Origin of the sequence: Morganella sp. TYF_1 (assembly GCF_043105645.1) — a bacterium.
In the GTDB taxonomy this organism is placed as follows: Bacteria; Pseudomonadota; Gammaproteobacteria; order Enterobacterales; family Enterobacteriaceae; genus Morganella; species Morganella morganii_B.
Genome location: NZ_JBICLU010000010.1, coordinates 22,432 through 48,914, shown reverse-complemented (window position 1 = coordinate 48,914; position 26,483 = coordinate 22,432). Strand labels below are relative to the sequence as shown.

Sequence of the window (26,483 nt, the reverse complement as noted above, 5' to 3'; positions counted from 1 at the left end):
GATGGGAATTGCCCGCTATGCGCTCAGTGCGGTGCTTCTGCTGCTGTCAGCGGGGGCGTCAGCGGGAAACCGTTGTGAGCCGCAGTGGGATAAACCTGCACCGCCGCAGCATATCATTGCCATGAATCAGCACGCTGCGGATATGGTGCTGGCGCTGGATGCCGGGCCGCAGATGCTGGGCGTGAGCTATATTGATGATTCAGCGGAGGCACTGAAATCAGGGCGCTATCACGGTATTCCGGTTTTTTCAGCCAAATACCCCGCCACCGAGAAACTGATCGCCTCCGGGGCGGATTTTGTCGTGGCCGGGTTTTCCTCTGCCTTTATGGCTTCGATGGGCGGACAGGATGATCTGCAACGTGCCGGTATCGGCAGCTATCTGATGGCATTTGCCTGTGAACGTCAGGCATACAGCGGATTTGACAGTATTAAAATAGATTTGCAGCGCCTAGGGCGGGTTCTCGGGCGGGAAAAAGAGGCGGATGCCGCCGTTGCCCGTATCGATGCCACGCTGGCGCAGGTAAAAGCCCTGCCGCCGCTGCCCCGGAAACCGGTGATTTTTTATCTCGACAGCCAGAGCGACACCCTGATGTCACAGGGAAAGAAAGGGTTTATGACCGAAGTCATCACCCTGGCCGGGGGCGAAAATGTGTTTATAAACATGCCGATGGCAGGCATTCATGTCTCCCCGGAAACCCTGCTGGATAAACAGCCGGACTATATCATCCTCGCCGATGCGGTCTGGTCACCGGCAGAAAAGAAGAAAGCCTGGCTGGCGAATCATCCGGCGCTGTCTCACCTCGAAGCGGTTAAAAACAGGCGCTATATTGTTATCCCGTTCAGCGGCGTTTATCCCAATGTGAAAAGCCCGGATGTGCTGCTGACGATTGCGGAAGCGGTCAGAAAGTAATACGGACAGAACCCGGTGTTATTCTTCGTCCGTCTCCAGATTACGGATAAAACGATAATCAGCCGACGCCGGTTTCAGGCGGTACAGTGCCGCCGGGCGACCGCGCTCCGCCCGTTTTTCACCGGTATCAATCAGCAGATCGGCCTGCTCGAGACGGCGGCGGAATGATTTTTTCTGAATCGGCTGACCAATCAGAATTTCATGAACGTGCTGCAATTCCGGCAGGGTAAAGGTTTCCGGCAGAGCAAATCCCGGCACAACGGAATAGAGCGATTTCTGGCGCAGCCGTGCTCTGGCCTGGCGGATAAGTAACTGGTGATCAAACGCCAGTGTCATATTCTCTGCTTCATCCAGCGGTATCCATCTGACGGAATTAACGGTATTAATCTGTTTTTCACACGCCTGCATGGCAATCAGCGCGGTATAACAGACGGTGACTGACCAGCCGCGTTTGTCCCGCTGATCATTGCCAACCGTACATAACTGCTCAATGTACGGCGGTGTCACACCGGTTTTTTCCCGCAGTTTCCGCAGTACGGTATCTTCCAGAGTCTTATCCTGGGCCTCATCCACAAAACCACCGGGCAATCCCCATTTGCCTTTTTCCGGATGTTCCGCGCGTTCGGCCAGCAGTACATGCAGGGTTTCATTGTGATAAGTGAAAAGTACCGCATCAACGGTCACCAGGGGCGACAAAAAATCACGGCGCTGATAACCGGCGAGGTAAGTTTGTTCATCCATTTGTGTCACATCCTGAAATCGGGATAAGTCATTCTATTGTAAGGAGAGAAATCCGGATTGCAAATTAAATGTCATTCAGACACTAATTCGGCTTGACATTAATAGTGTCAATAAGTCACTATATTGTTATTGTCATAACGACACTAATGAGGTGATACTATGTTTAATTTAAAATTCTTTAAAGCAGACCCGTCCACATTTGTTATCCGTTCCGTGAACGGTAATGTTAAACGTCAGGGACAAGGGCTGAGCTTCTGGTACAACAGTGCGACCACATCGATCGCCGCATTGCCGTTAACGGCACAGGAAACCCCGTTTATTTTTAATTTTCAGACCGCAGACTTTCAGAATCTCCGTGTTCAGGGACAGCTCTCCTTTCAGGTCAGTGCGCCGGAAAAAACGGCCGGGGTGCTTAACTTTGTGCTCAACCGGGACGGAAAAACCTACGCGACCGACGACCCGATGAAACTGAATGACCGGATTGTCCGTGCGGCACAAACCATTATCCAGGCGGAGATCCAATCCACGCCGCTGCGTCAGGCCTTGTTGCTCAGTCAGTCGCTGGTGGCACTGGTGCAGTCACGTCTGTCACAGCAGGCGGCGGTTGAGGCGCTGGGGATCACCATTCTGGATTTCTCTGTCACCGCCATTAACCCGACACCGGAAACGGCCCGCGCACTCGAAGCGGAAGCCAGGGAATCCCTGCTGAAAGAAGCGGATGACGCGATTTATGCGCGGCGCAAATCCTCGGTTGAGCAGGAGCGCACGATCAAAGAGGCCGAGCTGGAAACCGATCTCTCTGTGCAGAAAAAAGAGCAGCAGATAGAGGAATCCCGGCTGGAAAATGAACGTACACTGCTGCGCGAGCAGGCAGCAATGTCACAGGAACGGCTGGCGGCAGAGATTGGTGAGGAGCAGCAGCGTCAGACACTGGTTTCTCTCAGTGCCGATAACCAGCGTGTTCAGTCCGACGCCGATGCGTATGCGATTGAAACCAAAATGAAAGCGTACCGTGAACTGCCGGTGGAAAATCTCAAAGCCCTTGCCCTGAGCCGGATGGCGCCGGAACAACTGATGGCGATGGCCTTTGAGTCACTGGCACAGAATGCCGGAAAAATTGGTGAGCTGAATATCGCGCCGGATATGTTCAGTCAGATGATGAGAAAAGGGAGTAAAGCATGAGCTGCCGGGAGGAAGTACGGTTTGTCCTGGTCACACAGAAAACCCGGCTGCAGGAGCTGATCGCCCGTTTCAATACCTGGCCGCAGGCGAAGTTTTATCTGGAGCATAACGGTATCTCTGTCAGTGATTACCTGGCGGAACACGATCGCTACCAGGCGCAGCTGACAGAGGCGAAACGTATTTTGCTGCAGGCAGGACAGGTACAGGTTACGGATCGCACGCTGCTGCCGGGGTATCAGTTTTCTGACCGCGATATTGTGGTGATTATCGGCCGCGACGGGCTGGTGGCGAATACCCTGAAATACCTGAACGGCCAGCCGGTGATTGCGGTTAATCCTGATCCGGAACGCTGGGACGGCATACTGCTGCCTTTTGAGCTGCCGCAGCTGGAATCGGTGGTGACGCGGACACTGAACCGGGATATGCCGTCGAAAGCCCTGAGTTTCGCACAGGCGGTCACCAATGACGGACAGAAAATGCTGGCGGTCAATGATCTGTTTATCGGGCCGAAAAGTCACACATCGGCCCGCTATATTCTCAGTCACGGCGGGCAGGCGGAAGCGCAGTCTTCCTCCGGGGTGATTGTCTCAACAGGTCTGGGTTCCACTGGCTGGCTGCAATCGGTTCTGGCCGGTGCGCTGGGGGTGACCGGCGGCAGTTCACATCCGCTGCGTGCCGGGATCGGCTGGGATGAAAAGCGGCTGCAGTTCAGTGTGCGGGAGCCTTTCCCTGGGCGGACATCCGGAACCTCACTGGTTTTCGGGGCGGTCGATAATACGATGACATTACAGCTTGAATCACAGATGCCGGAAAACGGGGTTATTTTTTCTGACGGGATAGAGTCCGATTTTCTGCATTTCAATGCAGGATGTATTGTCACAATCGGTATTGCGGATATACAGGGAAGGCTGATGTATGAATAAGAAACCGGTGTACCGTCAGAGAGCGGATAACAGAACGGGGCACACAGCGTGCCCCGTAAGGAATAAAACCACGTTTGTTTATTGATCAGATAGCCCAGCCACCCGCATAGAACGCGACTAACACGATGGCAATAATCACCGTGCCGGTGTTGAGTTTGCGCCACTCTTTTGCCACCAGACGACCAATCACCAGGGTGACATAGCCCAGCATAATCCCGGTGACGATATTACAGGTCAGTACGATAAAGACCGCACACACCAGCCCGGACATGGCATCGACAGAGTCGTCGAAATCCAGTTTTGCCACATTACTCAGCATCAGCAGGCCGACATACATCAGCGCCGGTGCGGTTGCATATCCCGGGATCAGGTAAGAGAGCGGTGAGAAGAACAGGATCAGCAGGAACAGCACACCGACGGTCACGGCAGTCAGTCCGGTTTTACCGCCTGCGGCTGTCCCCGCCGCGGATTCAATATATACCGCTGCCGGGGAAGCACCCACTGCACCGGAGATAATGGAGCTGACGGAGTCCACGGTCAGCGCTTTGCCGCCGTTGATAATCTGATTGTCTTTATCCAGCAGGTTGGCCTGTCCGGCGACGGCGCGGATGGTGCCGGTGGCATCAAACACCGCCGTCATCACCAGTGCCAGCACACTCGGCAGAACGGCGGTTTGCAGCGCACCCATAATATCCATGCTGAAGATCAGGGATTTACCGTCCGCGCCACTCAGTGACGGCATGGCGATCAGCCCCTGGTAGGTGACGTTCGGGTCAACAATCAGGCCGATAACCGAAATCCCGATAATCACCAGCAGGATCCCGCCCGGCACGTGCATTTTTTCCAGGCTGACAATCACCGCCAGCCCGATCAGCGACATCGCCACCGGGAAAGAGGTAAACGCCCCCATTGCCACCGGCAGACCTTCGAGCGGGTTTTTTATTACAAGGCCGACGCCGTTGGCGGCGATCAGCAGTAAGAACAGACCGATACCAATCCCGGTGCCGTGGGCTATCCCCATCGGCAGGTTGCGCAGGATCCAGTTTCGTACCCCGGTAACGGAAATCAGGGTAAAAATCACCCCCATCAGGAAAACCGCGCCGAGTGCAACCGGAATACTGATTTGCTGCCCGAGCACCAGGCTGAACGCGGTAAAGGCGGTGAGTGAGATAGCACAGCCGATAGCCATCGGCAGGTTTGCCCACAGTCCCATCATCAGAGAACCGATACTGGCGACGAGACAGGTGGCGACAAAAATAGCGCCCGGCGGGAACCCGGCTTTGCCGAGCATGGAAGGAACGACGATGACAGAATAGACCATGGCGAGGAAGGTGGTGACCCCGGCGAGGATCTCCCGTTTGACGCTGCTGCCGCGGGCGGAGATTTTAAAGTACGCATCAAGTGCGCCTTTTGCTGCCGCCCCGGTGTTATCCGGTGTTGTATTATCAGACATAATTGCAGACCCCGAGAATGAAATGAAAATGTGTTTTAATCACAGCATTGGTGTGCGTCAGGTCCGTTCATAGACCAGGCGTCCATCGATGTAAGTCCGGTAAATCGTGCGGTCATCACCAAGCGCAATCATCACAAACAGTTTCTCCGCCAGCGTGCGAGAGTTGTCATAACGCAACTGCTGGAGCGGGGTCGCGGTCGGTTCAAGTACCACAAAATCCGCTTCTTTGCCGGCGGCAAAGTTACCGATACAGTTATCCAGTCCTAATGAATGTGCCCCGCCGAGGGTGGCGAGATAAAATGCTTCAAAGGCGGTTAAACAGGTTTTCTGCAACTGCATCACTTTGTAAGCTTCACTCAGTGTCTGCAGCATGTTGAAGGTCGTTCCGGCACCGACATCGGTACCAATCCCGACTTTCACTTTTTTCGCCAGCGCCTTTTTCAGGTTAAACAGGCCGCTGCCGAGATAAAGGTTTGATGTCGGGCAAAACGCCACTGCTGAGCCGGTATCGTGCAGGCAGTCCCACTCTTCTTCCTCAAGGTGGATACAGTGCGCAAACACGCTGCGTTCGCCGGTCAGTCCGTAGTGGTGATAGACATCCAGGTAGTTTTTGCTGTCCGGATAGAGTTCTTTTACCCACTCAATTTCTGCTTTATTTTCATTAAGATGAGTGTGAACCCAGGTGTCCGGATACTCTTCGCGCAGCCGCTGACAGACAGCCAGCTGTTCCGGGCTGGAGGTCGGCGCAAAACGCGGGGTGATGGCGTAGAGCAGGCGCCCGTTCTTGTGCCAGCGTTCAATCAGCGCTTTACACGCTTCGTAACTGCTTTCCGGTGTGTCGGTGAGGTAGTCCGGCGCGTTTCTGTCCATCATCACCTTACCGGTGATGAGGCGCATATTGAGCTGGCTTGCCGCATCAAACAGGGCATTGACCGATTCCGGGTGAACAGTACTGAAGACCAGTGCGGTTGTGGTGCCGTTACGCAGCAGTTGTTTGATAAAAAACGCCGACATTTCACGGGCGTAATCAATATCCTGATACAGTTTTTCGGTCGGGAACACGTGGCGGTTCAGCCATTCGAGTAACTGCTCGCCGTGAGCACCGATCATCTCACTCTGCGGATAGTGAACGTGGGTATCAATAAAGCCCGGCACCACCAGTTTCCCGGTGTAATCGCGGACACGGACGGTGTCCGGGATCAGATGCTTCCCGTCTTCCCATTGTCCGAACCACTCTATTTTTCCGTGCCGGATGAGCATCAGGCCGTCATCAATCAGGCGGACTGCATCAGGCAGATCGTCCATCGAGGTCACTACGCGGGTGATATCCAGAAACTTCCCGCGTACCGCTTTGACGGTATGTTCAGATGACATAGCTGACTCCTCTGCTTACAAAAAGCCCTCACCGGAACCGGCGAGGGCAGGGTTGATTTAATTATATTTTGCTCAGGCCGCGCAGGATTTTTTCCGGCGTGAAGTGCCATTCACGCAGCCAGACACCGCAGGCATCATGAATTGCGGTGGCGATCGCCGGTGCCGCGCCGTTAACCGCGATTTCCGAGATGGATTTCGCGCCGTACGGGCCGACCTGGTCATCACTCGGCACCAGGAAGGCACGGAAGTCACGCGGGATATCGCCGATCTTCGGTGCGCCATAGGTTTTGAGGTCGCGGGTCAGCGGCACACCTTTGGCGTCGTAGCGGATCTCTTCCGACATACTGTGGCCGATGGCACGCATGGAGGCACCGTAAATCTGACCCAGGGCCAGATCCGGGTTCACCGGCGTACCGCAGTCGAGCAGCGCGTAGAATTTATCCAGACGGATTTCACCGGTACGGGTGTTCACCGCCACTTCGGCAAAGTTTGCCCCGTACGGGAAGGCAAAGTCCGGCGTGATATAACTGGCGCTCGCCACCAGTACACCAAACCCGGTGCCACCCTCGGCAGCATGCGCCAGATCCCCGAACGTGATTTCGCCTTTCTTACCTCGTACCACACCCGGTGCCGCCAGGGTGACATCCTCCACCGGCTCGCCGATTTTCGCGGCACCGTGGAACAGGATTTTCTTGCGCAGATTCTCTGCCGCCATTTTCGCCGCATTACCGGAGAAGCAGGTACCGGAGGAGGCATAAGCCCCTTTATCAAACAGTGCGTGGTCAGTATCCCCGGAGATAACATGGACATCATCCGGGCAGCAGCACAGCACTTCGGCGGTCAGTTTTTTGACCACGGTATCGAGGCCGGTACCGATATCCGCACCACCGGAGTGGACGATAAAGGTGCCGTCAGATTCCAGTTTGACCATACAGTTTGCCTGGTCGATATCCGGAATCCCGGATTTCTGCATGATAATCGCCACGCCGCGCCCGGTTTTCCAGTCGCCGTCCTGTTTGCGCGGGGAATCCCAGTTGATAAGTTCGCGGCCTTTTTTCAGGATCGGGCCGAGGGCACAACTGGCGGCAGTCGGTACCGAGGTCGGCATTTTCCCTTCCCCGATAGCGCCGAGGATCTTCAGTTCCTGGCCTTCATGCACGCGGTTGGTTTCAATCAGATCCAGCAGGTCGATATCCAGTTCTTTTGCCAGTTCAGCCAGGATCATGGTCAGGGCAAAGTTGCCTTTCGGTGCCCCGTAACCCTGGTATGCGCCGGTCGGACAGATGTTGGAGTAGTAAGTCGTGACCTGAAAATCGACGTTATCACACGGATAGAGCGGCAGTGACAGCGCCGGGCCGTTACTCGGTACCGTCAGTGAGTGGTTACCGTAAGGGCCGGTGTTCGCCAGGAATTCCATATTGATGGCGGTGATTTTCCCGTCTTTTTTCGCGCCCAGTTTGATTTTCACTTTCGCCACATGGCGGCTGGTGTTCGCGATAAACTCTTCTTCACGGGTGTAGCGGAATGAGACCGGACGACCGGTAACATACGTCGCCCACGCGCAGACCTCTTCCAGCAGGATATCCTGCTTGGAGCCGAAACCGCCGCCGACACGCTCTTTAATCACATGCACTTTGTTCTGTTTCAGGCCGAGAATACGCGCCACCTGGCGGCGTAAGTGCCACGGTACCTGAGTGGAGGCGTGGATCACCAGACGGTCGCCGTTCATGTAGGTGTAGCAGATATGCGGTTCGGTCGGGCACTGCTGAACCTGGCGGGATTCATAGGTGCGCTCGATAACGGTATCTGCTTCCGCAAAGCCTTTATCCAGATCCCCGATATGGCCGTGAACACCCGCAGCAATGTTTTTGCACGGTTTTGCGCCGATCGGGAAGTTAATCTGCAAATGCTCGCCGCGATCTGCCGCGTTCTTATTCTGCTCTGCCAGGTCAGCCGGTGCGCCGTTAACATAAATCACCGGCTCATCATGCACCAGCGGTGCGCCGTCAGCTTTGGCTTCATCGATAGACAGAACCGGTTTCAGTACTTCATAGTCGACTTCGATTAACGATAATGCTTTCAGTGCGATAGCTTCGTTTTCTGCCACCACCGCAGCCACGCGGTCACCGACGTGACGGAGTTTTTTACCGAACATGCGGCGGTCAAGCGGAGACGGCTCCGGCGCACTCTGTCCGCCCGGGGTGTAATACACATCCGGACAGTTTTTGTGGGTGATAACATGCACCACGCCCGGCAGCGCTTCGGCTTTACTGACATCCAGACGGGTGATCAGCGCGTGAGCGTGCGGGCTGCGCAGCATTTTAATGACACAGGTATTGGCCGGAATGCGGTCTTCCACATAGCACGGTTTTGCCTGCACCATCACGGCAGCATCGGTTTTCGGTGTGACTTTCCCGACAACGGTCAGGTCATCGCGGAAGGCCGGAGCATTATCGGCTTTGTAGTGTGGATCTTTACGGCGTTTTACCAGCAGATCAATGACTTCATAGAATTGCTGATAACCGGCATCACGGCTGAACAGACCGGAAAGGGCATCATCAATCTGGTCGCGATCCGGCTCCGGAATACGTTTGATAAGATCAGTCAGGATCAGGGCAGCAGCCGGGTCGTTATAACCGGACTGGATCACCCCCACATCGACCATCGCCTGCTGAACATCACTCAGTTCATTCCATTTGCCGAGTGATTCGGCGGTTTCAATGACAGCGCCTTCCAGTTGGGCGGCGATCAGCAGTGATGCGTTAACAATCCGGCCGTTGAATAAAATGGCATCAGAGCCTGCGAAGCCATAGCCGTCATCACTGTTACGCACAGAGTGCATACCCAGGCTGAACAGAATGTTGCGGACGTTTTCGCCCGGAATGCAATCGGGCGAATGCGGGGTGCCGTTAAGTATAAAATGGACGTTCATGTCTTATTCCTCCCCCATTTGCCGGCAGTCTGTCAGCAGATCTGAAACTAAAATTCCGGTGATATAGCGTTTATATTCTTCACTGCCCAGTAAATCCGCTTTCGGCTTCACCGCCTGACTGACGGCTTTCTCCAGCGCTTCCCCGCTGAGATTTTTCGCCTCAACCTGCGGCAGACGGCTGATACCGCAACCGACACCGTCCACGGCGATCCGCTGCTCATTATTGCCGGTCAGTGCGACAGCGGCAGTGACCACCGCCCAGCCGTCAGCGGTTTCGCGGACAGTTCGGGTGGCACAGCGGCGGAACGGATCCTGTAAAATAAGATGGGTGATCAGGCGGTCATCCGGTGCGGCGAGATAACTTTCCAGCGGGATCACATCATTGCTGGCCAGCTGAACCTGCGCATCCAGCACCAGCAGCACCGGCAGCAGCGCGTGTTCGCGCTGACAGGCGGCGATCTCCCCGCCGATGGTGGCCTGGTTACGGATGTGGCGTGAATAGACAAAACCGAGCGCGTCATACAGCGCACGCGGGATCAGCGGGCTTTCACGCAGCGCTTCCAGCGTGACAACCGCGCCGATGCGCAGAATACCATCCTGCCACTCAATGGATTTCAGCGGCAGCAGTGACAGTGAAATAGCGACGGTGCGGTCAGTTTTGGTCGGTACCGCATTCAGTTTACTGCCGCCTGCAAACCAGACGGCGTTTTCCTGAAAGCGTTGTTTCAGCTCAGTTGCCTGCGTTAAGGTAGCAGGGCGGAAAAATTGTTCGATCATGGGTTACCCCTACATTGCTCTTCAGACCTGCGGCAGTGCCGCAGGCCATGGTTTTTTTATTACAGTGCGTCCATCCGGGTCCACATCTTTTTCGCGGCTTTGCGTGCTTCTGCAAAGAGCGGTCCGATATCGAACGGGAACTGACGGTTTTCATACACCATCACACCATCCACCATCACGCTGTTGACACTGTTGGATCCCAGACCGAAGGCCAGATGGCCCGGCAGGTTATCCCCCACGAATGGTGTCGGCGGTGTGTAATCACAAATGGTCAGGTCAGCCTGATAGCCGGTTTCCACGCGGCCGAACTGTTTGCCGAAGTTACGCGCCAGTAAGCGGTTACCGTTCCACAGGAAACGGGTAAAGCTGTCCGGCCACATAGAACCGCCTGCATCGCGGTGTTTAAAGAAGGCAAACTTCATTTCTTCTAACATATCGGAGCCGATACCGTCCGTGCCGAGCACCACGTTGTTGTAGTCACTGAGGCGGTGGTTGTAGCCGACATGGTTGTTCATATTGGAGCGGGCGTTGTGAACCAGGAAGCCATCTTTTTTATTCAGCAGCTCAATATCTGCGGAAGAAAGATACAGGCCATGGGCGATCAGGGTTCTTTCATCAATCAGATCAAACTCACCCAGGCGGATCAGCAGATCCTTGCCGTATTTGTCGTGGCTGAAAGAGACGTCATAACTGTCTTCCGCCGCATGGATATGCAGGCCGCGTCCGGTTTTCTTAATCGCCTCGCGCAGCATTTTCAGACCTTCATCCGCCACGGTAAACGGTGCGTGTGCCCCGATGTGCGCTTCCACCAGATAGCGGGACTTGCCGCTTTTGCGTTCGCTGTCGATAAGTTCCGCAAAGGCGATATTCTCTTCCACCCCGGCTTCCAGCTCTTTCAGGCCGCCGTTACGGTCGGTGGTTTCGTAGCAGGTCATGCCGCGCAAACCGGCTTTCAGGAAGCTGTCGCGCAGGGTTTTCAGGGAACCGGCGATATAGTTTGGTGAGGCGTGATGGTCAATCACCGAGGTACAGCCGCTCTTAATCGCTTCGAGAGAGCAGATAAGGCCGCTGTAATAAAGGGATTCCTCATCCAGCGCGCGGTCGAGCCGCCACCACAGGTTTTTCAGGGTGGAGATAAAATCCGGGCTCGGCGCAATATTCGCCATGATGCCGCGTGACAGGCCGGAATAGAAATGGTTATGGGAGCAGACGATCCCCGGCATCACCAGTTTGCCGTTCATCTCTTTGACTTCCGCGCCCGGGTAACGGGAATGAAGCCCGTTACCCACCGCCGTAATTTTGTCACCTTCAATGGCGATATCGACCCCTTCGCGGATTTGCGCCGGTTCGAACTCAGTGATGGTGGCGTTTTTCAGAATCAGCATAATTATTTCTCCACCCGGCCTAACAGATAACGATAGTGTTTATGGACATGGCTCATGATGCGGCACATCTCTTCCAGCTCCTGAGGAACCTGACTGAATTCCCCGTCAGCATCCAGTTGCAGTTTGCTGACTTTGCCGTCGAGGCGGACAGTAAAGGTGCTGCCGTCAGCCAGGAAGCCCGGGTTGGTGCTGTTTTCGAAGTCTTCCGGCAGACTGAAGATAGTGACTTTGTCTTTGTACGGCTTGCCCTGCCACGGACAGAACTGGGCACAGTTGCCGCACTCGTTACACATCGCATCCAGGTGCAGGGTCTGATAACGGTTACGGAAGCCCGGAATTGCCACGGAAATATTGGCGCGGTTCGGGCACACATCGACACATTTCGCACAGATGTAGTTACACTCCAGGCAGCGCTCTGCTTCCTGTTTCACGAACGCTTCGCGGTCGTCGCTGTCCACCATCTGCACGGCGATAGCGCCTTTGCGGTCCGTGATATCCTGCGGATCGACATTGAGCCAGTATTTATCGCTGTAGTGAGAGAGGATATTTTCGCGCGCCAGAATGGCATCCGTTGCACGACCCGCATCACCGATAGCTGCCACGATAGAAGACGGGCCGCTCTGCACATCACCAATCAGGAACACATTGGCACGGGTGGTTTCACCGCTGTTGCGGTATACCGCAGGCCAGCCGTCGTCACCCATCGGCACCCCGATTTGTGACAGTACTTCGCAGTCCTGCTGTTCGCCGATAGCGGTGATCACGCTGTCTATTTTCAGGGTGACAGTTTCTTCTGTCGCCACCGGACGGCGGCGGCCTGATTCATCCGGTTCACCCAGTTTCATGGTGCGGACCAGCAGGGTGCCGTCAGCATTGAACTGCTCCGGATTGTGCAGGAACATGAATTTCACATCATCTTCCACCGCTTCTTCATACTCTTCCGGCCAGGCTGGCATTTCCGCCTGAGAGCGGCGGTAGATAACGGTCACATCTTCCACTCCGGCAATCCGTTTGGCGGCGCGGGCGCAGTCCATCGCGGTGTTACCGGCACCGATAACCGCAACATGTTTGCCCATTTTCAGCGGCGCATTGTTGTTGTAATCATGCAGGAACGGCAGGGATTTATAGACATTGCGGTTGTCACCGGCGAGTTTCACGCCGCTGTTTTTATCTGTCCCGATCCCGACCAGCACATAGGTGAAACCCTGCTCCATCAGCTTATCGACAGTCAGACGCGGGTCACAGCCGTATTCAAATTTCACGCCGTGGTCGGCGACAAACTGAATATCATGTTCGATGGTTTCACGCGGGATACGGAAGTGCGGGATGATATTCGCCACCACACCACCGGCATTGGCTTCTTTCTCAAACACGGTCACCGGATGACCGGCACGGGCGAGGAAATACCCGGCCGCCAGACCCGCAGGACCGGCACCAATCACCGCCACCGGGTTTTTATCACCGGAACCGGCCGGTTTGTGCCAGCGGGTTTTGTATTCTTTCCAGCCTTTTTCCACCGCCACTTTTTTCAGTTCGCGGATATTCAGTGCGCTTTCGTAATCCAGGCGGGTACAGTTGTACTGGCACTGGTGATCACAGATATGACCGGTGATAGCAGGCAGGGCGTTGCGCTGGTAAATCAGTTCCAGTGCATCCGCATAGCGGCCTTCGCCCAGCAGGCGGATATATTCAGGAATGTCCTGTTTGATGGCACAGGCGGTCACACACGGTGCGACATAACAGTCGGTCAGCGGCAACGGGCCGCCCGCGTCGATTTCCTGGTCTGATTTCCAGTGTTTCTGGGTATATTCCATGCTGACGGCGCGTTCTGCCAGCGCATTCAGTTTACCCGTATCAATCTGCGTCATGCCCCACGCATCGGATTTATCCAGCTCACGCAGACACTCGGTCTGGCGCATATAACCGCCCGGTTTCAGCAGATCAGTCGCCATGGTGATAGGGCGGATACCGGATTCAAAAATATCGCGGATATTGAACTTGCTGGCACCGCCGGAATAGGAAATCGGCAGTTTGCCGTCAAAATGACGGGAGAGCAGCGCGGCAACGTTGATGGAGAGCGGAAACAGGGCGCGGCCGGACATATACATCTCGCCGCCCGGCAGACGCCCTTTGTTATTGATGGTGCCGAGGGTGTTGGTCAGTTTCACCCCGAAACCGCGATCCACTTCCTTCGCCAGATCCATCAGGCGCTGTAACATCTCGAGCGCGCGATCCAGTTTCAGGTCATGAGAGAACGATTCCTCACTCAGCCCGATATAATCAAAGCCGCAGGTGTCGAGGATTTCACGGACGCGTGCGAAGCCGAGCAGTGTCGGGTTCAGCTTCACATAGGTATTGATGCGCTTTTCTTCCAGCATGTAGCGGCAGATAGCCTCGATTTCATCCGGCGGGCAGCCGTGCATGGTGGAGAGGGTCACACCTTTGGATAAATCACCCGGTACACGGTCAGTCATGGCTAGCAGATCGGCTTTGCGATCCTCCAGACCCAGCTCTTTCAGGAAGCCCGGACGGGAAATAAAGACTTTCATTTCCTCACGGTATTTCGCGAAGACCGGCAACTGAGAGGAATCCATCATCGCGTGGATATACTGCTGCATACGCGGCTGTTTAATCCCTTCCAGGTTATAGCCGACACTCATATTAAAGATGAAGGATTTGGCCTCACCTTTGGTGCGCGGGTCAAAAATCGCTTCTAATAAATGAAGGGCAAACCAGGCTTTGAGGTATTCGTCGTGGGCTTTCGGCAGGGTAAATTCGGTGGACCATTCGGTGTTGAAACATTCGTCCTGAGCATCGATACACGGCTTTTCGAGCTCAAGTTCATCGAGGATCTGAACGGTTTTCACCTCGATAAAACGGCCGCCGGTCAGCCAGGAAACCACAATATTCTGAGCAAGCTGAGTATGGGGACCGGCCGCCGGGCCGATCGGCGTCTCACAGGTTTCACCGAAGACGGACATCAGAGGATGCTGATGCTCTCTGCGGTAAAACTGCCGTTCATTGATACCAAAAATGGAACGGCTCGCCTTATATTCTTCAAAGATCCGGTTCAGAAGTTCGCCGAACGGGACGGGACGCATTATATCTCCCATAAAACTCTCCTTGCTGCAATATGAGGGGGCATGCCGGTGGTGCCGGACATGCAACTGTATGCACTCACAGTTGCAACAATTACGCCAGGATTGTTTAAGGCTGCGGATTTGGCGTTCAGAGAAATAAAAAAATGTGAGACAAATCTAATCTTAATGTCAAAGTGTGAAACAGCTCGCACAGCGCTAAATGAGAATATGAATCAATAAAAAATATCTTGATTACCATGGGATTAACAGGTGAATAAGATTCTCAAAAAAAGAAAAAATGTATCACATTGATAATGGAAAAAGTGATGTTAACAGTTAATGTTATTAATGGGATGGGTGTAATAGTGTACATCCGGATTACCCGCGATAATACTGATAAACCTCCGGGGTATCGATGTCGGTAATCACCGCATCACTCTGCATAGTCAGAAAACGGTGAGGACCGGCCAGCAGCCGTTTTTTCATGGTATTGCCCGCCGGGTGTGACAGTGCCGCGAGCAGACATGCGCGGGAGAGCAGTACGGGGTGGCCCGGAACTTGCTTGTAACAGGGAAGGAGTGCGGCATCACCGCGCTGTACCCACAGCGTTTGCCAGATTTCCGGGGTGAGAAACGGCACATCACCGTGGGTGAGAAAACAGTATTCGCTGGTCACTGCCTGTGCGGCCAGGCGCTGTGAAGAGAGCAGTCCGGTTTCATAATCCGGATTATGCAGAATCTGAATGCGTTTTACGGACTGATAACGCGCAGCGAGTTCCGAGCCGCGAAAGCCGGTCACCAGCAGGACCCGGTGACAAAAGCGCAGTGCATTCGACAGACTGGTATCCAGCAGAGTGGCACCGCCGCGGCCCCACGGCAGCATCATTTTCCACTCACCCATCCGTGAGGAGAGCCCGGCCGCCGTCATTATGCAGTCCGTTTCCTGCGGGCAAAGCGGCTCCCGGACTGATAAATAAGATAAAGCGGTATCGGCTGAGGTCGGGTGAGACGGCATAATGGGTATAAACTCCGCTGGTAAATATTGAAAGTGACTGATATTCAAAGGATTCGGTAATGACGATGACAACGGCCCTCAATACACAGATCCCTGTCCGAAGTTGCGCCACTATACCTGAACCGCTGCGCCGGTTATGTGATACACATCCGGGCGGCCATGCAATGGTGATCAGTATTGTCGGGGCAGGCGGCAAAACCAGCTGTCTGTTCTGGCTGGCGCGGGCTTTTTCTCAGTCAGGGAAAAAGGTGATGATCACCACCACCACGCATATGTTTCTGCCCCGTGAAGGGTTTCCGGTCATTCTCGCCTGTCACCCGGTCTGCCTGCCTGATGCAGTGACGAACCGTGGCTCATTTGCCTGTTATACCGGCTGGAACCCGCTGAATAATAAGGTGCGCGGTTTTTCTGCCGCTGATATTAACGCCCTGGCGGAACAAAATGCCGTTGATGTTATTTTAGCCGAAGCTGACGGAGCTCGCGGTTTTGGCATAAAAGCGCCGGCTGAGCATGAACCTTGCATACCTGATTACAGTGATTGTGTTATTGCTGTGACGGATGGCCGGCTTCTGGGGGCGTCCGTCGGGCCTGATAATGTTCACCGGTGGTCACATTTCTCTGCCGTTACCGGCTTAAACAGCGGTGATACGCTGGATTTGGGAGCGATAAGCCGCCTGATCCGGCACCCGCAGGGGATGTGGAAATCAGCACCACCGGATGCATTACGGATCTGGCTGATAAACCGCTTTTCTCAAAATGAGAATTTTTCGCCGGATATACTGGCAGACTGGATCCGCGGCACTCCGCTGAACGCTGTATGGTTCGGTGCCGTCAGGGAAGATCCCGCAATTACACACATATTGCAGCGACAATAATATCAATGATAAATGCAGGGATATCCATTGAGGTCTGTTTATGAAAATTTTTACCGAAGCAGCGAAGTTGGTTGAGAAGAATTGCCCGTTTGCCATGGCAGAAATTATTGAATGCTCAGGCAGTACCCCCCGCCACAGTGCGCAAATGCTGGTGCTGGGAGACGGAAAAACCATCGGTACCATCGGCGGTGGTATGGTGGAGCGTAAAGTGATTGAAGAGGCGGTGGAAGCGCTGCACGAGGGGCGCTCCCGTATGTTTCACGGCCGGATGGCCCGCAACGGGCAGCATGCTGTCGGCTCTGACTGCGGTGGTGCGATGTCGGTGTATATCGCGGTACACGGCGTGCGTCCGCGTCTGATCCTGCTCGGCGGCGGTCACGTCAACCGTGCCATTGCACAGCTGGCGGCTTTTCTGAATATCGATATTCATGTGGCGGATGTGTATGCCGGCAGTCTGGAGCCGGATCTGTTCCCGCCGTCAACCCGCCTGTGGCACGTACCGTCATTTACCGATGCCGTTAACCAGCTGGATCCGCAGCCGGAAGATTATGTGATTATCGCCACTAACAGCCAGGATCTGGAATCCCTCAACTGCCTTATCGAAAAACCGGTGAAATACCTCGGATTACTCGGCAGCCGCCGCAAAGTGCAGACATTCACCAAACAATTAAGCGAATCCGGGGTATCTGATGCACAGCTCTCCCGGCTTCATGCGCCGGTTGGCTATGATATCGGTGCGGAAACGCCGCATGAAATCGCGGTCAGTATTCTGGCTGAGCTGTTACAGGTCATGAATGACGCACCGGGCGGGGCAATGAAACAGAACCCGGCGGAGATCCGCAGAGCAAAACGGGTGGTGATCCGCGGCGCGGGTGACCTGGCAACCGGCGTGGCATTACGTCTGTATCACAGCGGTTTTGAGGTGGTGATGCTGGATGTCTGCAAACCGACCGTGATCCGCTGTACGGTCTCTTTCGCCCAGGCGCTCTATGACGGCGAAAGCTGCGTGGAAGGGGTCAGTGCCCGCTATGCTCATGATATTGATGAAGTAAACCGCTATCTGAAAGAAGGCACTATTCCGGTGCTGGCGGACGAGCACGGCGAACTGTTACCGGCGCTGCACCCGGATGTGGTGGTGGATGCGATTATCGCCAAACGTAATGTTGCCGGTACCCACCGCAAGATGGCGCCCTGCACCATTGCCCTCGGGCCTGGCTTTGAAGCGGGTGTTGACTGTGATGCGGTGATTGAAACGCAGCGGGGCCATCACCTCGGACGGGTGATTACTCACGGCAGCGCGGCACCGAATACCGGCATTCCCGGCAATATCAACGGTAAAACCACCGAACGGGTGTTACGCGCACCGCACAGCGGTATGATGACGCGCCATGTGAATATCGGCGACCTGGTACACGAAGGGGATGTGATTGCCCGTATCGGTGATACTGAGATTCTCTCGCCGATGGACGGCATGGTGCGCGGCCTGCTCAATGAAGGGCTGTGTGTGCCGGAAGGGTTTAAAATCGCTGACGTTGACCCGCGCGGCGCACTGGCCGATTTCCGTTCGGTCTCTGATAAAGCCCGCGCGATCGCCGGTGGCGTACTGGAGGCCATCATGACACGGCTGAATAAAATGGACAGCGCACCGACGTGCTGATCGCGGATTTTCCGGGTACGGCACCGTACCCGGATTATTCAGGCACGAAACAGCATCCCGGCCACTTCCCGGATCAACTGTAAATTGAGGATCACCAGTGCCACAGCGGACACCGTCCCGAGTATGATCGTCAGCCGCGAATTGACAAACACCCCCATGATTTTTTTGCTCGAGGTCATCAGCAGCAGCGGGATCATTGAGAACGGCAGGGCGATACTCAGAAACACCTGGGTGTAAATCAGCAGACTTTCCACCACATCCTCACGATCGCCCCACAGGTAAATACAGATAATCACCGGGATCACGGCCAGACCACGGGTGATCACGCGGCGCAGCCACACCGGCAGGCGCAGATGAATAAAGCCTTCCATCACAATCTGCCCGGTCAGTGTACCGGTGATCGTGGCGTTCTGCCCGGAGGCGAGCAGCGCCACCGCGAACAGTGTGGAGAGCGTGGCACTGGCGATACCGCCGACGATACCCGGATTCTGCAGCGCGTCATACAGCTGGGTGAAACGCCCGAGGTCAGACGGATCGTTACCGAAAAACAGCGCTGCCCCCAGCACCAGCAGCAGACAATTGATAATAAAGGAAAATCCGAGCTGGATATTGGAGTCAATTGTCGCAAAGCGGATCGCCTCACGCAGCCCGGCTTCACTGCGGCGGTCATACTGACGGCTCTGCACAATAGAAGAGTGCAGATAGAGGTTGTGCGGCATCACGGTGGCACCGACAATCCCCAGCCCGATCAGCAGGGCGGAATCCTGCCCGGCCAGTGTGGAGGTAAAGATTTTCTCCGACGGAATAAAGCCGCGCAGCACCGCGCCCATGTCCGGATCTGACAGCATCACCTCGTAGGCAAAAATCAGGAAAATCGTTAAGATCAGGACAAATACAAAGGCTTCGATTTTGCGGAAACCGAGTTTCATCAGCACCAGCAGCAGAAATACATCCAGCACGGTCAGCAGCACACCGGCCATCAGCGGAATGCCGAACAGCAGGTTCAGTGCCACCGCACTGCCGATCACCTCCGCAATTTCAGTCGCCATAATTGCCAGTTCAGTGGTGACCCACAACAGTGCAGCCAGCTTCGGCCCGACCCGCGCCCGGGTGGCCTGCGCCAGATCCTGTCCGGTCACGATCCCGAGTTTCGCGCACATTGCCTGTAACAGCATCGCAATCAGGCTGGACAGCAAAATCACCGACAGCAGAAGATAACTGTACAGCGCACCGCCCTGAATCGAGGTGATCCAGTTACCGGGATCCATATAACCCACCGCCACCAGTGCACCCGGGCCGGAAAAGGCAAACAGCTTGCGCAGAAAACCGGACTTTGCCCCGGCAACCGGCACGGTATTATTGATTTCAGCCAGACTGAGTTGCGGTGTATTCAGCATGATAAATTCATCCGTGATCGCAATGAGAATTATTATCACTATATCCCTTATCGTGATGCGGAATTATCACAATTGTGCGATCGTCACAACGGGCGGATTTCGGATGAAACCGGGTACAGGATTTCCCGTAATGCGTTACCCTCTCCGCACAGGCTCTGTGCAAAAGGAAGAAACATGAAAATCGGCAAATACACGGTTTATGCCCCGTTTCTGGCGGATGATAAACCCAGTGAGGCGGAAATCTGGGGGGCATCGGTCTGGTTGTGGATGTTGTCTCCCCGGCACAGTAAAACACCGCTGCGTGCGCTGGGAAAACTGCTGCTGCCGCTTATCAAACAAAAACAGTATGTTCTGGTACTGGAAAACAGCCAGCCCTGTTTTTTCCTGAGCTGGGGGGCGCTGAGTGCGGAAACGGAACAGCGCTATCTGGCGGGATGTGATGAGTCTGAGTTGTATCAGCAGTTGCGCAGCGGTAACCGCATCTGGTTATTTGACTGGATAGCCCCTTCTGATGAGGAAAATGAGATGGCTGAGCTTATTATGAGCACGATTTTTCCGGATCAGTGTTTTCGCATGCTGCGCCTGAATGAAAGTGAAAAAAGTATCAGAATCATCGAATTCAAAGGCCATAAACTCAGCGAAAAACAGGCCGCTGAATGGCGTGCCGCACATCCGGTTATATATCCGCAGAAAGCGCAGCAGAATTCACAGGAGCAGAAATGAAAAGTATCGCCGCTTCGGCACCCGCGATCTGAATCCGGAATCACCGGGGCACAGGGTCTGTGAGCCGCAGAAAAAATCCTGAATTTCCCGCCGGTAATAACCGGTGCCTGATATCACCCGTAATCAAACACACCTATTTTACCTGTGTCAGACTCTATTGCTGATATTTTGATGTATGCTGTGAGATATGATGGAAAAATTATCTGAATTATATGATTTTATTACCGCGAGCGCCGTTTTATCGGCAGTGATTCTGGTGGTTATTCTGCTGGTCACCTGGTTTCTCGGGCGGCTCATATTTCTGCGCGTGGCAAAACGTTTGTTGTCGTTATTTACCAACCTGACTGACGACAGCATGATCCACAGTATTGCCAAGAAAAGTGCCTCTGTCGTGGCGGTCACGCTGGTACTGTATATTAATAAGATGCTGCCGACCTTTTCGGCAGAAATGAATATTCTGTTTAATACCGTATGCAGCGCATTCCTGATTATTAATCTGGCTTCACTGGTCAATGACGGGCTGGATATCTTTATTCTGCGCCATACCGGGCGTTCATCGTACCGTAACAGCTCAATAAAGGGCTATATTGAGATCGCCAAAATCGGGGTGTGGATTGTTTCCTTTATCCTGATTATTGCGTTAATGACCTCGCAGTCGCCGCTGATTATTATTTCCGGTTTCGGTGCCGTTGCGGCGGTGCTGATGTTTGTCTTTCAGCACACCTTATTATCCTTTGTCGCCAATATTCTGGTCTCCAACGGTAAAGTACTGAAACTGTATGACTGGATAGAATTACCCGGCAGCAATATCAGCGGTGAAGTGATTGATATTGCACTGCATACCATTACTGTCCGCAACTGGGATAATACGATCTCAAGGATCCCGACAAAAGATTTCCTGACCGAAAAATACACCAACTGGCAGCCGATGTTCTCTTCCGGCGGTCGCCGTATTAAACGCAGTTTTTATATTGATCAGTCCTCAGTATCGTTTGCCGATGAAACGTTGTTAGCGGAGCTGCGGAATCAGGACGCTTTTCGTCAGTCACTGGATGAAATACTGGCGGAAAATACCGGCTACGATGATGTAAAAGAGTGGATGGCTGCAAAAGGCGTCACCAATTTACAGCTGTTCCGTAAATATCTGCTTAACTGGATCAAAATGCGCGGTGATGTGCGGGAGGATATGTATCTGGTGATCAGAACCATGTCGCCGACCCCGGAGGGATTGCCGGTTGAAATATATTGTTTTACCCGCTCCACCACCTGGGTTGATTATGAGGAAACCCAGTCGCAGATATTTGAATATGTGAATGCGTCGGCAAAATATTTCCGGCTGGATATTTACCAGCAACCGTCCGGTCATGACCTGGCGAATCTGCGTTACAGAGCCGGACGGTGATGCGTCCCGCCCGCGTTGATAACGGGCAAAAACGAAAAGTCGCTGTAAATACATCCCTGTACGCTCAGACGCGTCATCCATGACGCGCCTGCTTTTCGTTTTCTTTTCCCGTTATCGCGGGCTATGTCCTGAGTGGGTTAACTGCACCTCAAACCCCAGAATCAGGCTCTCCAGGCCGTGAAGAAAGGCCTGCTCACCATCATCACTGTCCATAATCTGCAGCGCTTCCCGCAATAACGGCGGCAGGTTTTCATCCGGTGCCGCCGGGCGATCGGTCAGGGCGGCAGTATGCTCCTGCTGCTCCAGCACGGCACCCAGCGTAAAATGACTGACCGCTGAAATTGCATACAGCCCGTCACGCAGGGAAAAGCCGTTTTCGGTCATAAAGCGTAACTGGGTTTCCACCGTATCATACTGTTTTTCATCAGGGCGTGTACCGAGATGCACTTTTGCCCCGTCACGGTAACGCAGTAACGCACGGCGGAAACTCATCGCATTGTTGCGCAGAAATGACTGCCAGGATTCCCCCGCCGCAGGCAGTGAATAATCATGATGACGCGCCAGAATTTCCACCGCCAGCGCATCCAGCAGTGCCCGCTTATTTTTCACGTGCCAGTAGAGCGTCGGTTGTTCTATTCCCAGCTTCTGTGCCAGTTTGCGGGTCGTCAGCCCGTCAATGCCCGTCTCATTCAGCAGTTCCAGTGCCGCATCAATAACCGATTCTCTGTTCAGCCGTGCCATGACCTTCTCCTCTGATTTCAGATTGACACTCTATCACTGATAGGGATATATTCCAACTCTATCAATGATAGAGAATTAATACAGGATCTGAAACATGAATAAACCCGCTGTTATCGCGCTGGTGATTACACTGCTGGACGCGATGGGAATTGGTCTGATCATGCCGGTATTGCCGTCACTGCTGCGGGAGTATCTCCCGGAAGCGGATGTGGCAAATCATTACGGCATTCTGCTGGCGCTGTATGCGGTGATGCAGGTCTGTTTTGCGCCGCTGCTGGGCAGATGGTCAGATAAGCTGGGGCGCAGACCGGTGCTGCTGTTATCCCTGGCGGGTGCCGCGTTTGATTACACGCTGCTGGCGCTGTCCAATGTGCTGTGGATGCTGTATCTCGGGCGGATTATCTCCGGGATCACCGGTGCTACCGGCGCGGTTGCAGCTTCGGTGGTGGCAGACAGCACGGCGGTCAGTGAACGCACCGCCTGGTTCGGTCGTCTCGGTGCGGCCTTCGGAGCCGGGCTGATCGCCGGGCCGGCTATCGGCGGACTGGCGGGGGATATCTCGCCGCATCTGCCGTTTGTCATTGCGGCGATACTGAATGCCTGCACCTTTCTGATGGTCTTTTTTCTCTTTAAACCGGCGGTACAGGCAGACGAAAAACCGGCGGAGCAGAAAGCGGAAAGCGCAGGTATCCGCTTTATCACATTACTTAAGCCACTGGCGCTGTTGCTGTTTGTTTTTTTTACCGCCCAGCTTATCGGGCAGATCCCGGCTACCGTCTGGGTATTGTTCACAGAGAGCCGCTTTGCCTGGGACAGTGCCGCTGTCGGGTTTTCACTGGCGGGACTCGGAGCAATGCATGTTCTGTTTCAGGCGGTGGTTGCCGGGATACTGGCGAAACGGCTGAGTGAAAAAACGATTATCTTTACCGGGTTTATCGCCGATGTCACCGCGTTTTTATTGATGTCTGCTATCACTTCCGGATGGATGGTATATCCGGTGTTGATCCTGCTGGCGGGCGGCGGGATTGCCCTGCCTGCATTGCAGGGAATTATCTCCGCCGGGGCATCAGCGGCAAACCAGGGCAAATTACAGGGCGTGCTGGTCAGCCTGACTAATCTGACCGGCGTGGCGGGCCCGCTGCTGTTTGCCTTTATTTTCAGTCAGACACAGCAGAGTGCGGACGGCACGGTATGGCTGATTGGCACGGCACTGTACGGTCTGCTGCTGGCAATCTGCCTGCTGATCAGAAAACCGGCACCGGTGGCGGTCACCTGCTGACCGGTGCTATACAGGCAGCGCTGTTGTGCGGTATGGTGGACGGCATTCGTGCTTATCACCTGCCATGATAAGCCTCAGACACAGAGGAACCGTTATGAAATCACGTGCAGCAGTGGCCTTCGGGCCGGGTTTACCCCTTGAAATTGTTGAAATTGATGTGGCACCGCCGAAGAAAGGGGAAGTGCTGGTGAAAATCAGCCACACCGGGGTATGCCATACCGATGCCTACACGCTTTCCGGGGATGATCCGGAAGGTCTGTTCCCGGTGGTGCTCGGTCATGAAGGTGCCGGGGTGGTGGTTGAGGTCGGCGAGGGCGTAACCAGTGTGAAACCGGGCGATCATGTGATCCCGCTGTACACCGCCGAGTGCGGCGAGTGTGATTTTTGTACCTCCGGTAAAACCAACCTCTGTGTCGCAGTCCGCGAAACCCAGGGTAAGGGTGTGATGCCGGACGGCACCAGCCGTTTTTCGTATAACGGTCAGCCGCTCTATCACTATATGGGCTGCTCAACATTCAGCGAATACACCGTTGTGGCGGAAGTCTCACTGGCGAAAATCAATCCGCAGGCCAATGCGGAGCAGGTTTGTCTGCTCGGCTGCGGCGTGACCACCGGGATCGGCGCGGTACACAATACCGCGAAAGTGCAGGAAGGGGATTCCGTCGCGGTATTCGGCCTCGGCGGTATCGGGCTGGCGGTTGTGCAGGGGGCGCGTCAGGCAAAAGCCGGTCGTATCTTTGCTATCGATACCAATCCGTCCAAGTTTGAGCTGGCAAAACAGTTCGGCGCCACAGACTGCATCAACCCGAATGATTATGACAAACCTATTCAGCAGGTGCTGGTCGAAATGACCAAATGGGGTGTGGATCATACCTTTGAATGTATCGGCAATGTCAATGTGATGCGTTCGGCACTGGAAAGTGCGCACCGCGGCTGGGGACAGTCGGTGATTATCGGGGTGGCGGGTGCCGGAAAAGAGATTTCAACACGTCCGTTCCAGCTGGTCACCGGGCGGGTCTGGAAAGGCACGGCGTTCGGCGGCGTGAAAGGGCGTACCCAGTTACCGGGAATGGTGGAAGATGCCATGAGCGGCAAAATCGAGCTGGCACCGTTTGTCACCCACACCATGGAACTGGATAAAATCAACGAGGCGTTTGATTTGATGCACGATGGTAAATCCATCCGCACCGTCATTCATTACTGATAACGTATTCAGGGAGATATTATGGAACGGATTGAACATCACGTCTGTTTCGGCGGCAGCCAGGAAGTCTGGCGTCACCACTCTGCGGTGACCGGTACGCCGATGACCTTTTCCGTGTTTCTGCCGCCGCAGGCAAAAACAGAGAAATGTCCGGTGCTGTACTGGCTTTCCGGGCTGACCTGCAACGAGCAGAATTTTATCACCAAAGCCGGGGCGCAGCGTTATGCAGCGGAGCACGGTCTGGTGATTGTCGCGCCGGATACCAGTCCGCGCGGCAGTCAGGTGGCAGATGATAAAGAGTACGATCTCGGGCAGGGTGCCGGGTTTTATGTCAATGCCACACAGGAACCGTGGAAAGCGCATTATCAGATGTATGATTACATTCTGGATGAGCTGCACACCCTGGTGAGCGGGCATTTCGGCACATCGGAAAAACGCGGTATCTGCGGGCATTCGATGGGCGGACACGGCGCGCTGGTGCTGGCACTGCGTAATCCGGAGGCGTTCCTCAGCGTGTCGGCGTTTGCGCCGATTGTGTCACCGTCACAGGTACCGTGGGGCGAAAAAGCGTTCTCTGCCTATCTGGGCGGGGATAAAGCGGCGTGGGAGCAGTATGATGCGGTGAAACTGATCGAATCCGGCCATAAAGTTGCGGATATGTTGGTTGATCAGGGGCTTGCGGATACCTTCTTCAGTAAGCAGCTGAAAACCGGGTTACTGAAATCCGCCTGTGAAACGCACAATATCCCGCACACCATCCGTGTGCATGCCGGTTATGATCACAGCTATTACTTCATTGCGAGTTTTATCGCCGATCATATCGCGTGGCATGCAGCACGTCTTAACGCATAAACCCGGTCAGCCGGGTTTTTTCTGCGACAGGTATTTTATCGGGACATGCGGCGTCAGCCAGACGCCGTTATCCGCCAGATAGAACGGATAACCGGTTTTATGCATCTCCCCGGCGGCAATGGTGAGCACCACCGGTTTGCCGTGACGGGCACCGACAGCCAGTGCGGTATCTTCATCCGCGCTGAGGTGCACATAGTGCCGTGATCCGGCAATTAATCCCAGTTCACAGATATCACTGATAAACCGGATAGCCGTGCCGTGATACAGACTATCCGGTGGTGTCTGCGGCGGGTAATCGATCGCCACCTGTCCGGCGGAATGCCCCTGTGCCGCGCGGATATACATGCCGTCGGATGAGATCGTAAACCGTTTTTTGTCGTTGGTTTCCACCACCTTTTCCAGCGTTTCACGGTCAAACGGTGTGCCGTGAGCAGCGGCCTGATGCAGCAGAACGGCGATATCTGTCCAGCCTTCATTGTCAAGGCGGATCCCGATGGACTCCGGCTGGTGCCGCAGGACATAACTCAGAAATTTACTGATTTTATCGTATTGATTCATTTTCTTTTTACGGTTTTTACCGGT

Annotated in this window: 21 protein-coding genes; 10 read left to right on the top strand and 11 right to left on the bottom strand. The window is 54.5% G+C overall.

What is annotated here, in order from left to right; translation table 11 throughout:
* Position 1 precedes the first annotated feature (1 nt).
* Positions 2–910 (top strand): ABC transporter substrate-binding protein, encoded by a 909-nt coding sequence (locus ACF8OF_RS02755; protein WP_392495654.1) that lies wholly within the window; start codon positions 2–4, stop codon positions 908–910.
* An 18-nt stretch (positions 911–928) separates the two neighbouring features.
* Here ACF8OF_RS02755 and ACF8OF_RS02750 read toward each other — a convergent pair whose 3' ends face one another.
* Positions 929–1,651, bottom strand: coding sequence for an NUDIX domain-containing protein (locus ACF8OF_RS02750; protein WP_126323592.1), 723 nt, complete (start codon positions 1,649–1,651; stop codon positions 929–931).
* Positions 1,652–1,810: 159 nt separating this feature from the next.
* On the opposite strand from ACF8OF_RS02750, the gene ACF8OF_RS02745 reads away from it, so the two are divergent.
* Both ACF8OF_RS02745 and ACF8OF_RS02740 read left to right on the top strand, forming a co-directional pair.
* A complete protein-coding gene (locus tag ACF8OF_RS02745) occupies positions 1,811–2,833 on the top strand; it encodes an SPFH domain-containing protein (protein ID WP_392495652.1) in 1,023 nt (340 codons plus the stop codon).
* Positions 2,830–3,756 (top strand): sugar kinase, encoded by a 927-nt coding sequence (locus ACF8OF_RS02740; RefSeq protein ID WP_392495651.1) that lies wholly within the window; start codon positions 2,830–2,832, stop codon positions 3,754–3,756. Before ACF8OF_RS02745 ends, ACF8OF_RS02740 begins: the two co-directional genes overlap by 4 nt.
* An 85-nt stretch (positions 3,757–3,841) precedes the next feature.
* Here ACF8OF_RS02740 and ACF8OF_RS02735 read toward each other — a convergent pair whose 3' ends face one another.
* The 7 genes from ACF8OF_RS02735 to ACF8OF_RS02705 all read right to left on the bottom strand — a co-directional run bounded on the left by ACF8OF_RS02735 (position 3,842) and on the right by ACF8OF_RS02705 (position 15,684).
* Positions 3,842–5,209 carry an NCS2 family permease gene (locus tag ACF8OF_RS02735; protein WP_025154294.1) on the bottom strand — a complete coding sequence of 456 codons (1,368 nt, stop codon included), beginning with the start codon at positions 5,207–5,209 and terminating at the stop codon, positions 3,842–3,844.
* A 57-nt stretch (positions 5,210–5,266) separates the two neighbouring features.
* Positions 5,267–6,583 (bottom strand): guanine deaminase, encoded by a 1,317-nt coding sequence (gene guaD / locus ACF8OF_RS02730; protein ID WP_392495649.1) that lies wholly within the window; start codon positions 6,581–6,583, stop codon positions 5,267–5,269.
* A 61-nt stretch (positions 6,584–6,644) separates the two neighbouring features.
* Entirely contained in the window at positions 6,645–9,515 is a 2,871-nt protein-coding gene (locus tag ACF8OF_RS02725; protein ID WP_392495648.1) for a molybdopterin-dependent oxidoreductase Mo/Fe-S-binding subunit, read from the bottom strand.
* Between the two features lie 3 nt (positions 9,516–9,518).
* Positions 9,519–10,292 carry a molybdopterin-dependent oxidoreductase FAD-binding subunit gene (gene ygfM, locus ACF8OF_RS02720; RefSeq protein WP_262862799.1) on the bottom strand — a complete coding sequence of 258 codons (774 nt, stop codon included), beginning with the start codon at positions 10,290–10,292 and terminating at the stop codon, positions 9,519–9,521.
* A 59-nt stretch (positions 10,293–10,351) separates the two neighbouring features.
* A complete protein-coding gene (gene ssnA, locus ACF8OF_RS02715; protein ID WP_392495647.1) occupies positions 10,352–11,677 on the bottom strand; it encodes a putative aminohydrolase SsnA in 1,326 nt (441 codons plus the stop codon).
* 2 nt (positions 11,678–11,679) lie between these two features.
* Positions 11,680–14,790, bottom strand: coding sequence for a putative selenate reductase subunit YgfK (gene ygfK / locus ACF8OF_RS02710; protein WP_392495646.1), 3,111 nt, complete (start codon positions 14,788–14,790; stop codon positions 11,680–11,682).
* Between the two features lie 345 nt (positions 14,791–15,135).
* Positions 15,136–15,684 (bottom strand): NTP transferase domain-containing protein, encoded by a 549-nt coding sequence (locus ACF8OF_RS02705; RefSeq protein WP_392495644.1) that lies wholly within the window; start codon positions 15,682–15,684, stop codon positions 15,136–15,138.
* 146 nt (positions 15,685–15,830) lie between these two features.
* Between ACF8OF_RS02705 and yqeC the strand changes: the two genes are divergently transcribed.
* Together yqeC and yqeB are read left to right on the top strand one after the other, a co-directional pair.
* Entirely contained in the window at positions 15,831–16,646 is an 816-nt protein-coding gene (gene yqeC, locus ACF8OF_RS02700; RefSeq protein WP_279796068.1) for a selenium cofactor biosynthesis protein YqeC, read from the top strand.
* A gap of 40 nt (positions 16,647–16,686) precedes the next feature.
* Complete coding sequence (gene yqeB / locus ACF8OF_RS02695; RefSeq protein WP_392495643.1) at positions 16,687–18,303, top strand: selenium-dependent molybdenum cofactor biosynthesis protein YqeB; 1,617 nt, start codon at positions 16,687–16,689, stop codon at positions 18,301–18,303.
* A 38-nt stretch (positions 18,304–18,341) separates the two neighbouring features.
* Here yqeB and ACF8OF_RS02690 read toward each other — a convergent pair whose 3' ends face one another.
* Positions 18,342–19,739, bottom strand: a complete 1,398-nt coding sequence (locus ACF8OF_RS02690) for an Nramp family divalent metal transporter (RefSeq protein WP_392495642.1) — start codon at positions 19,737–19,739, stop codon at positions 18,342–18,344.
* Positions 19,740–19,874: 135 nt separating this feature from the next.
* Here ACF8OF_RS02690 and ACF8OF_RS02685 point away from each other — a divergent pair, with 135 nt between their 5' ends.
* Together ACF8OF_RS02685 and ACF8OF_RS02680 are read left to right on the top strand one after the other, a co-directional pair.
* Positions 19,875–20,423, top strand: coding sequence for a toxin-activating lysine-acyltransferase (locus tag ACF8OF_RS02685; RefSeq protein ID WP_392495640.1), 549 nt, complete (start codon positions 19,875–19,877; stop codon positions 20,421–20,423).
* Positions 20,424–20,613: 190 nt separating this feature from the next.
* A complete protein-coding gene (locus ACF8OF_RS02680; RefSeq protein WP_346275052.1) occupies positions 20,614–21,825 on the top strand; it encodes a mechanosensitive ion channel domain-containing protein in 1,212 nt (403 codons plus the stop codon).
* A 111-nt stretch (positions 21,826–21,936) separates the two neighbouring features.
* Here the strand turns inward: ACF8OF_RS02680 and tetR(D) are convergent, their stop codons facing one another.
* Entirely contained in the window at positions 21,937–22,566 is a 630-nt protein-coding gene (gene tetR(D) / locus ACF8OF_RS02675) for a tetracycline resistance transcriptional repressor TetR(D) (RefSeq protein ID WP_279796063.1), read from the bottom strand.
* 94 nt (positions 22,567–22,660) lie between these two features.
* Between tetR(D) and tet(D) the strand changes: the two genes are divergently transcribed.
* The 3 genes from tet(D) (at position 22,661) to fghA (ending at position 25,901) form a co-directional block, all read left to right on the top strand.
* Positions 22,661–23,845 carry a tetracycline efflux MFS transporter Tet(D) gene (gene tet(D) / locus ACF8OF_RS02670; RefSeq protein WP_392495639.1) on the top strand — a complete coding sequence of 395 codons (1,185 nt, stop codon included), beginning with the start codon at positions 22,661–22,663 and terminating at the stop codon, positions 23,843–23,845.
* A 94-nt stretch (positions 23,846–23,939) separates the two neighbouring features.
* Positions 23,940–25,049 (top strand): S-(hydroxymethyl)glutathione dehydrogenase/class III alcohol dehydrogenase, encoded by a 1,110-nt coding sequence (locus ACF8OF_RS02665; protein WP_004236057.1) that lies wholly within the window; start codon positions 23,940–23,942, stop codon positions 25,047–25,049.
* Positions 25,050–25,070: 21 nt separating this feature from the next.
* Positions 25,071–25,901 carry an S-formylglutathione hydrolase gene (gene fghA / locus ACF8OF_RS02660; protein WP_392495636.1) on the top strand — a complete coding sequence of 277 codons (831 nt, stop codon included), beginning with the start codon at positions 25,071–25,073 and terminating at the stop codon, positions 25,899–25,901.
* 6 nt (positions 25,902–25,907) lie between these two features.
* Here fghA and ACF8OF_RS02655 read toward each other — a convergent pair whose 3' ends face one another.
* Positions 25,908–26,459 (bottom strand): RNA 2'-phosphotransferase, encoded by a 552-nt coding sequence (locus tag ACF8OF_RS02655; protein ID WP_262864613.1) that lies wholly within the window; start codon positions 26,457–26,459, stop codon positions 25,908–25,910.
* Positions 26,460–26,483 lie beyond the last annotated feature (24 nt).

Bases quoted from the DNA above. Each gene is read 5' to 3' on its own strand.
- ACF8OF_RS02735 (WP_025154294.1), bottom strand. From the start codon at position 5,209: ATGTCTGATAATACAACACCGGATAACACCGGGGCGGCAGCAAAAGGC.
- ACF8OF_RS02655 (WP_262864613.1), bottom strand. From the start codon at position 26,459: ATGAATCAATACGATAAAATCAGTAAATTTCTGAGTTATGTCCTGCGG.
- yqeB (WP_392495643.1), top strand. From the start codon at position 16,687: ATGAAAATTTTTACCGAAGCAGCGAAGTTGGTTGAGAAGAATTGCCCG.
- ygfM (WP_262862799.1), bottom strand. From the start codon at position 10,292: ATGATCGAACAATTTTTCCGCCCTGCTACCTTAACGCAGGCAACTGAG.
- fghA (WP_392495636.1), top strand. From the start codon at position 25,071: ATGGAACGGATTGAACATCACGTCTGTTTCGGCGGCAGCCAGGAAGTC.
- ACF8OF_RS02740 (WP_392495651.1), top strand. From the start codon at position 2,830: ATGAGCTGCCGGGAGGAAGTACGGTTTGTCCTGGTCACACAGAAAACC.
- ssnA (WP_392495647.1), bottom strand. From the start codon at position 11,677: ATGCTGATTCTGAAAAACGCCACCATCACTGAGTTCGAACCGGCGCAA.
- ACF8OF_RS02755 (WP_392495654.1), top strand. From the start codon at position 2: ATGGGAATTGCCCGCTATGCGCTCAGTGCGGTGCTTCTGCTGCTGTCA.
- guaD (WP_392495649.1), bottom strand. From the start codon at position 6,583: ATGTCATCTGAACATACCGTCAAAGCGGTACGCGGGAAGTTTCTGGAT.
- ACF8OF_RS02725 (WP_392495648.1), bottom strand. From the start codon at position 9,515: ATGAACGTCCATTTTATACTTAACGGCACCCCGCATTCGCCCGATTGC.
- ygfK (WP_392495646.1), bottom strand. From the start codon at position 14,790: ATGGGAGATATAATGCGTCCCGTCCCGTTCGGCGAACTTCTGAACCGG.
- ACF8OF_RS02750 (WP_126323592.1), bottom strand. From the start codon at position 1,651: ATGGATGAACAAACTTACCTCGCCGGTTATCAGCGCCGTGATTTTTTG.
- ACF8OF_RS02685 (WP_392495640.1), top strand. From the start codon at position 19,875: ATGAAAATCGGCAAATACACGGTTTATGCCCCGTTTCTGGCGGATGAT.
- ACF8OF_RS02745 (WP_392495652.1), top strand. From the start codon at position 1,811: ATGTTTAATTTAAAATTCTTTAAAGCAGACCCGTCCACATTTGTTATC.
- ACF8OF_RS02705 (WP_392495644.1), bottom strand. From the start codon at position 15,684: ATGACGGCGGCCGGGCTCTCCTCACGGATGGGTGAGTGGAAAATGATG.
- yqeC (WP_279796068.1), top strand. From the start codon at position 15,831: ATGACGATGACAACGGCCCTCAATACACAGATCCCTGTCCGAAGTTGC.
- ACF8OF_RS02665 (WP_004236057.1), top strand. From the start codon at position 23,940: ATGAAATCACGTGCAGCAGTGGCCTTCGGGCCGGGTTTACCCCTTGAA.
- ACF8OF_RS02680 (WP_346275052.1), top strand. From the start codon at position 20,614: ATGGAAAAATTATCTGAATTATATGATTTTATTACCGCGAGCGCCGTT.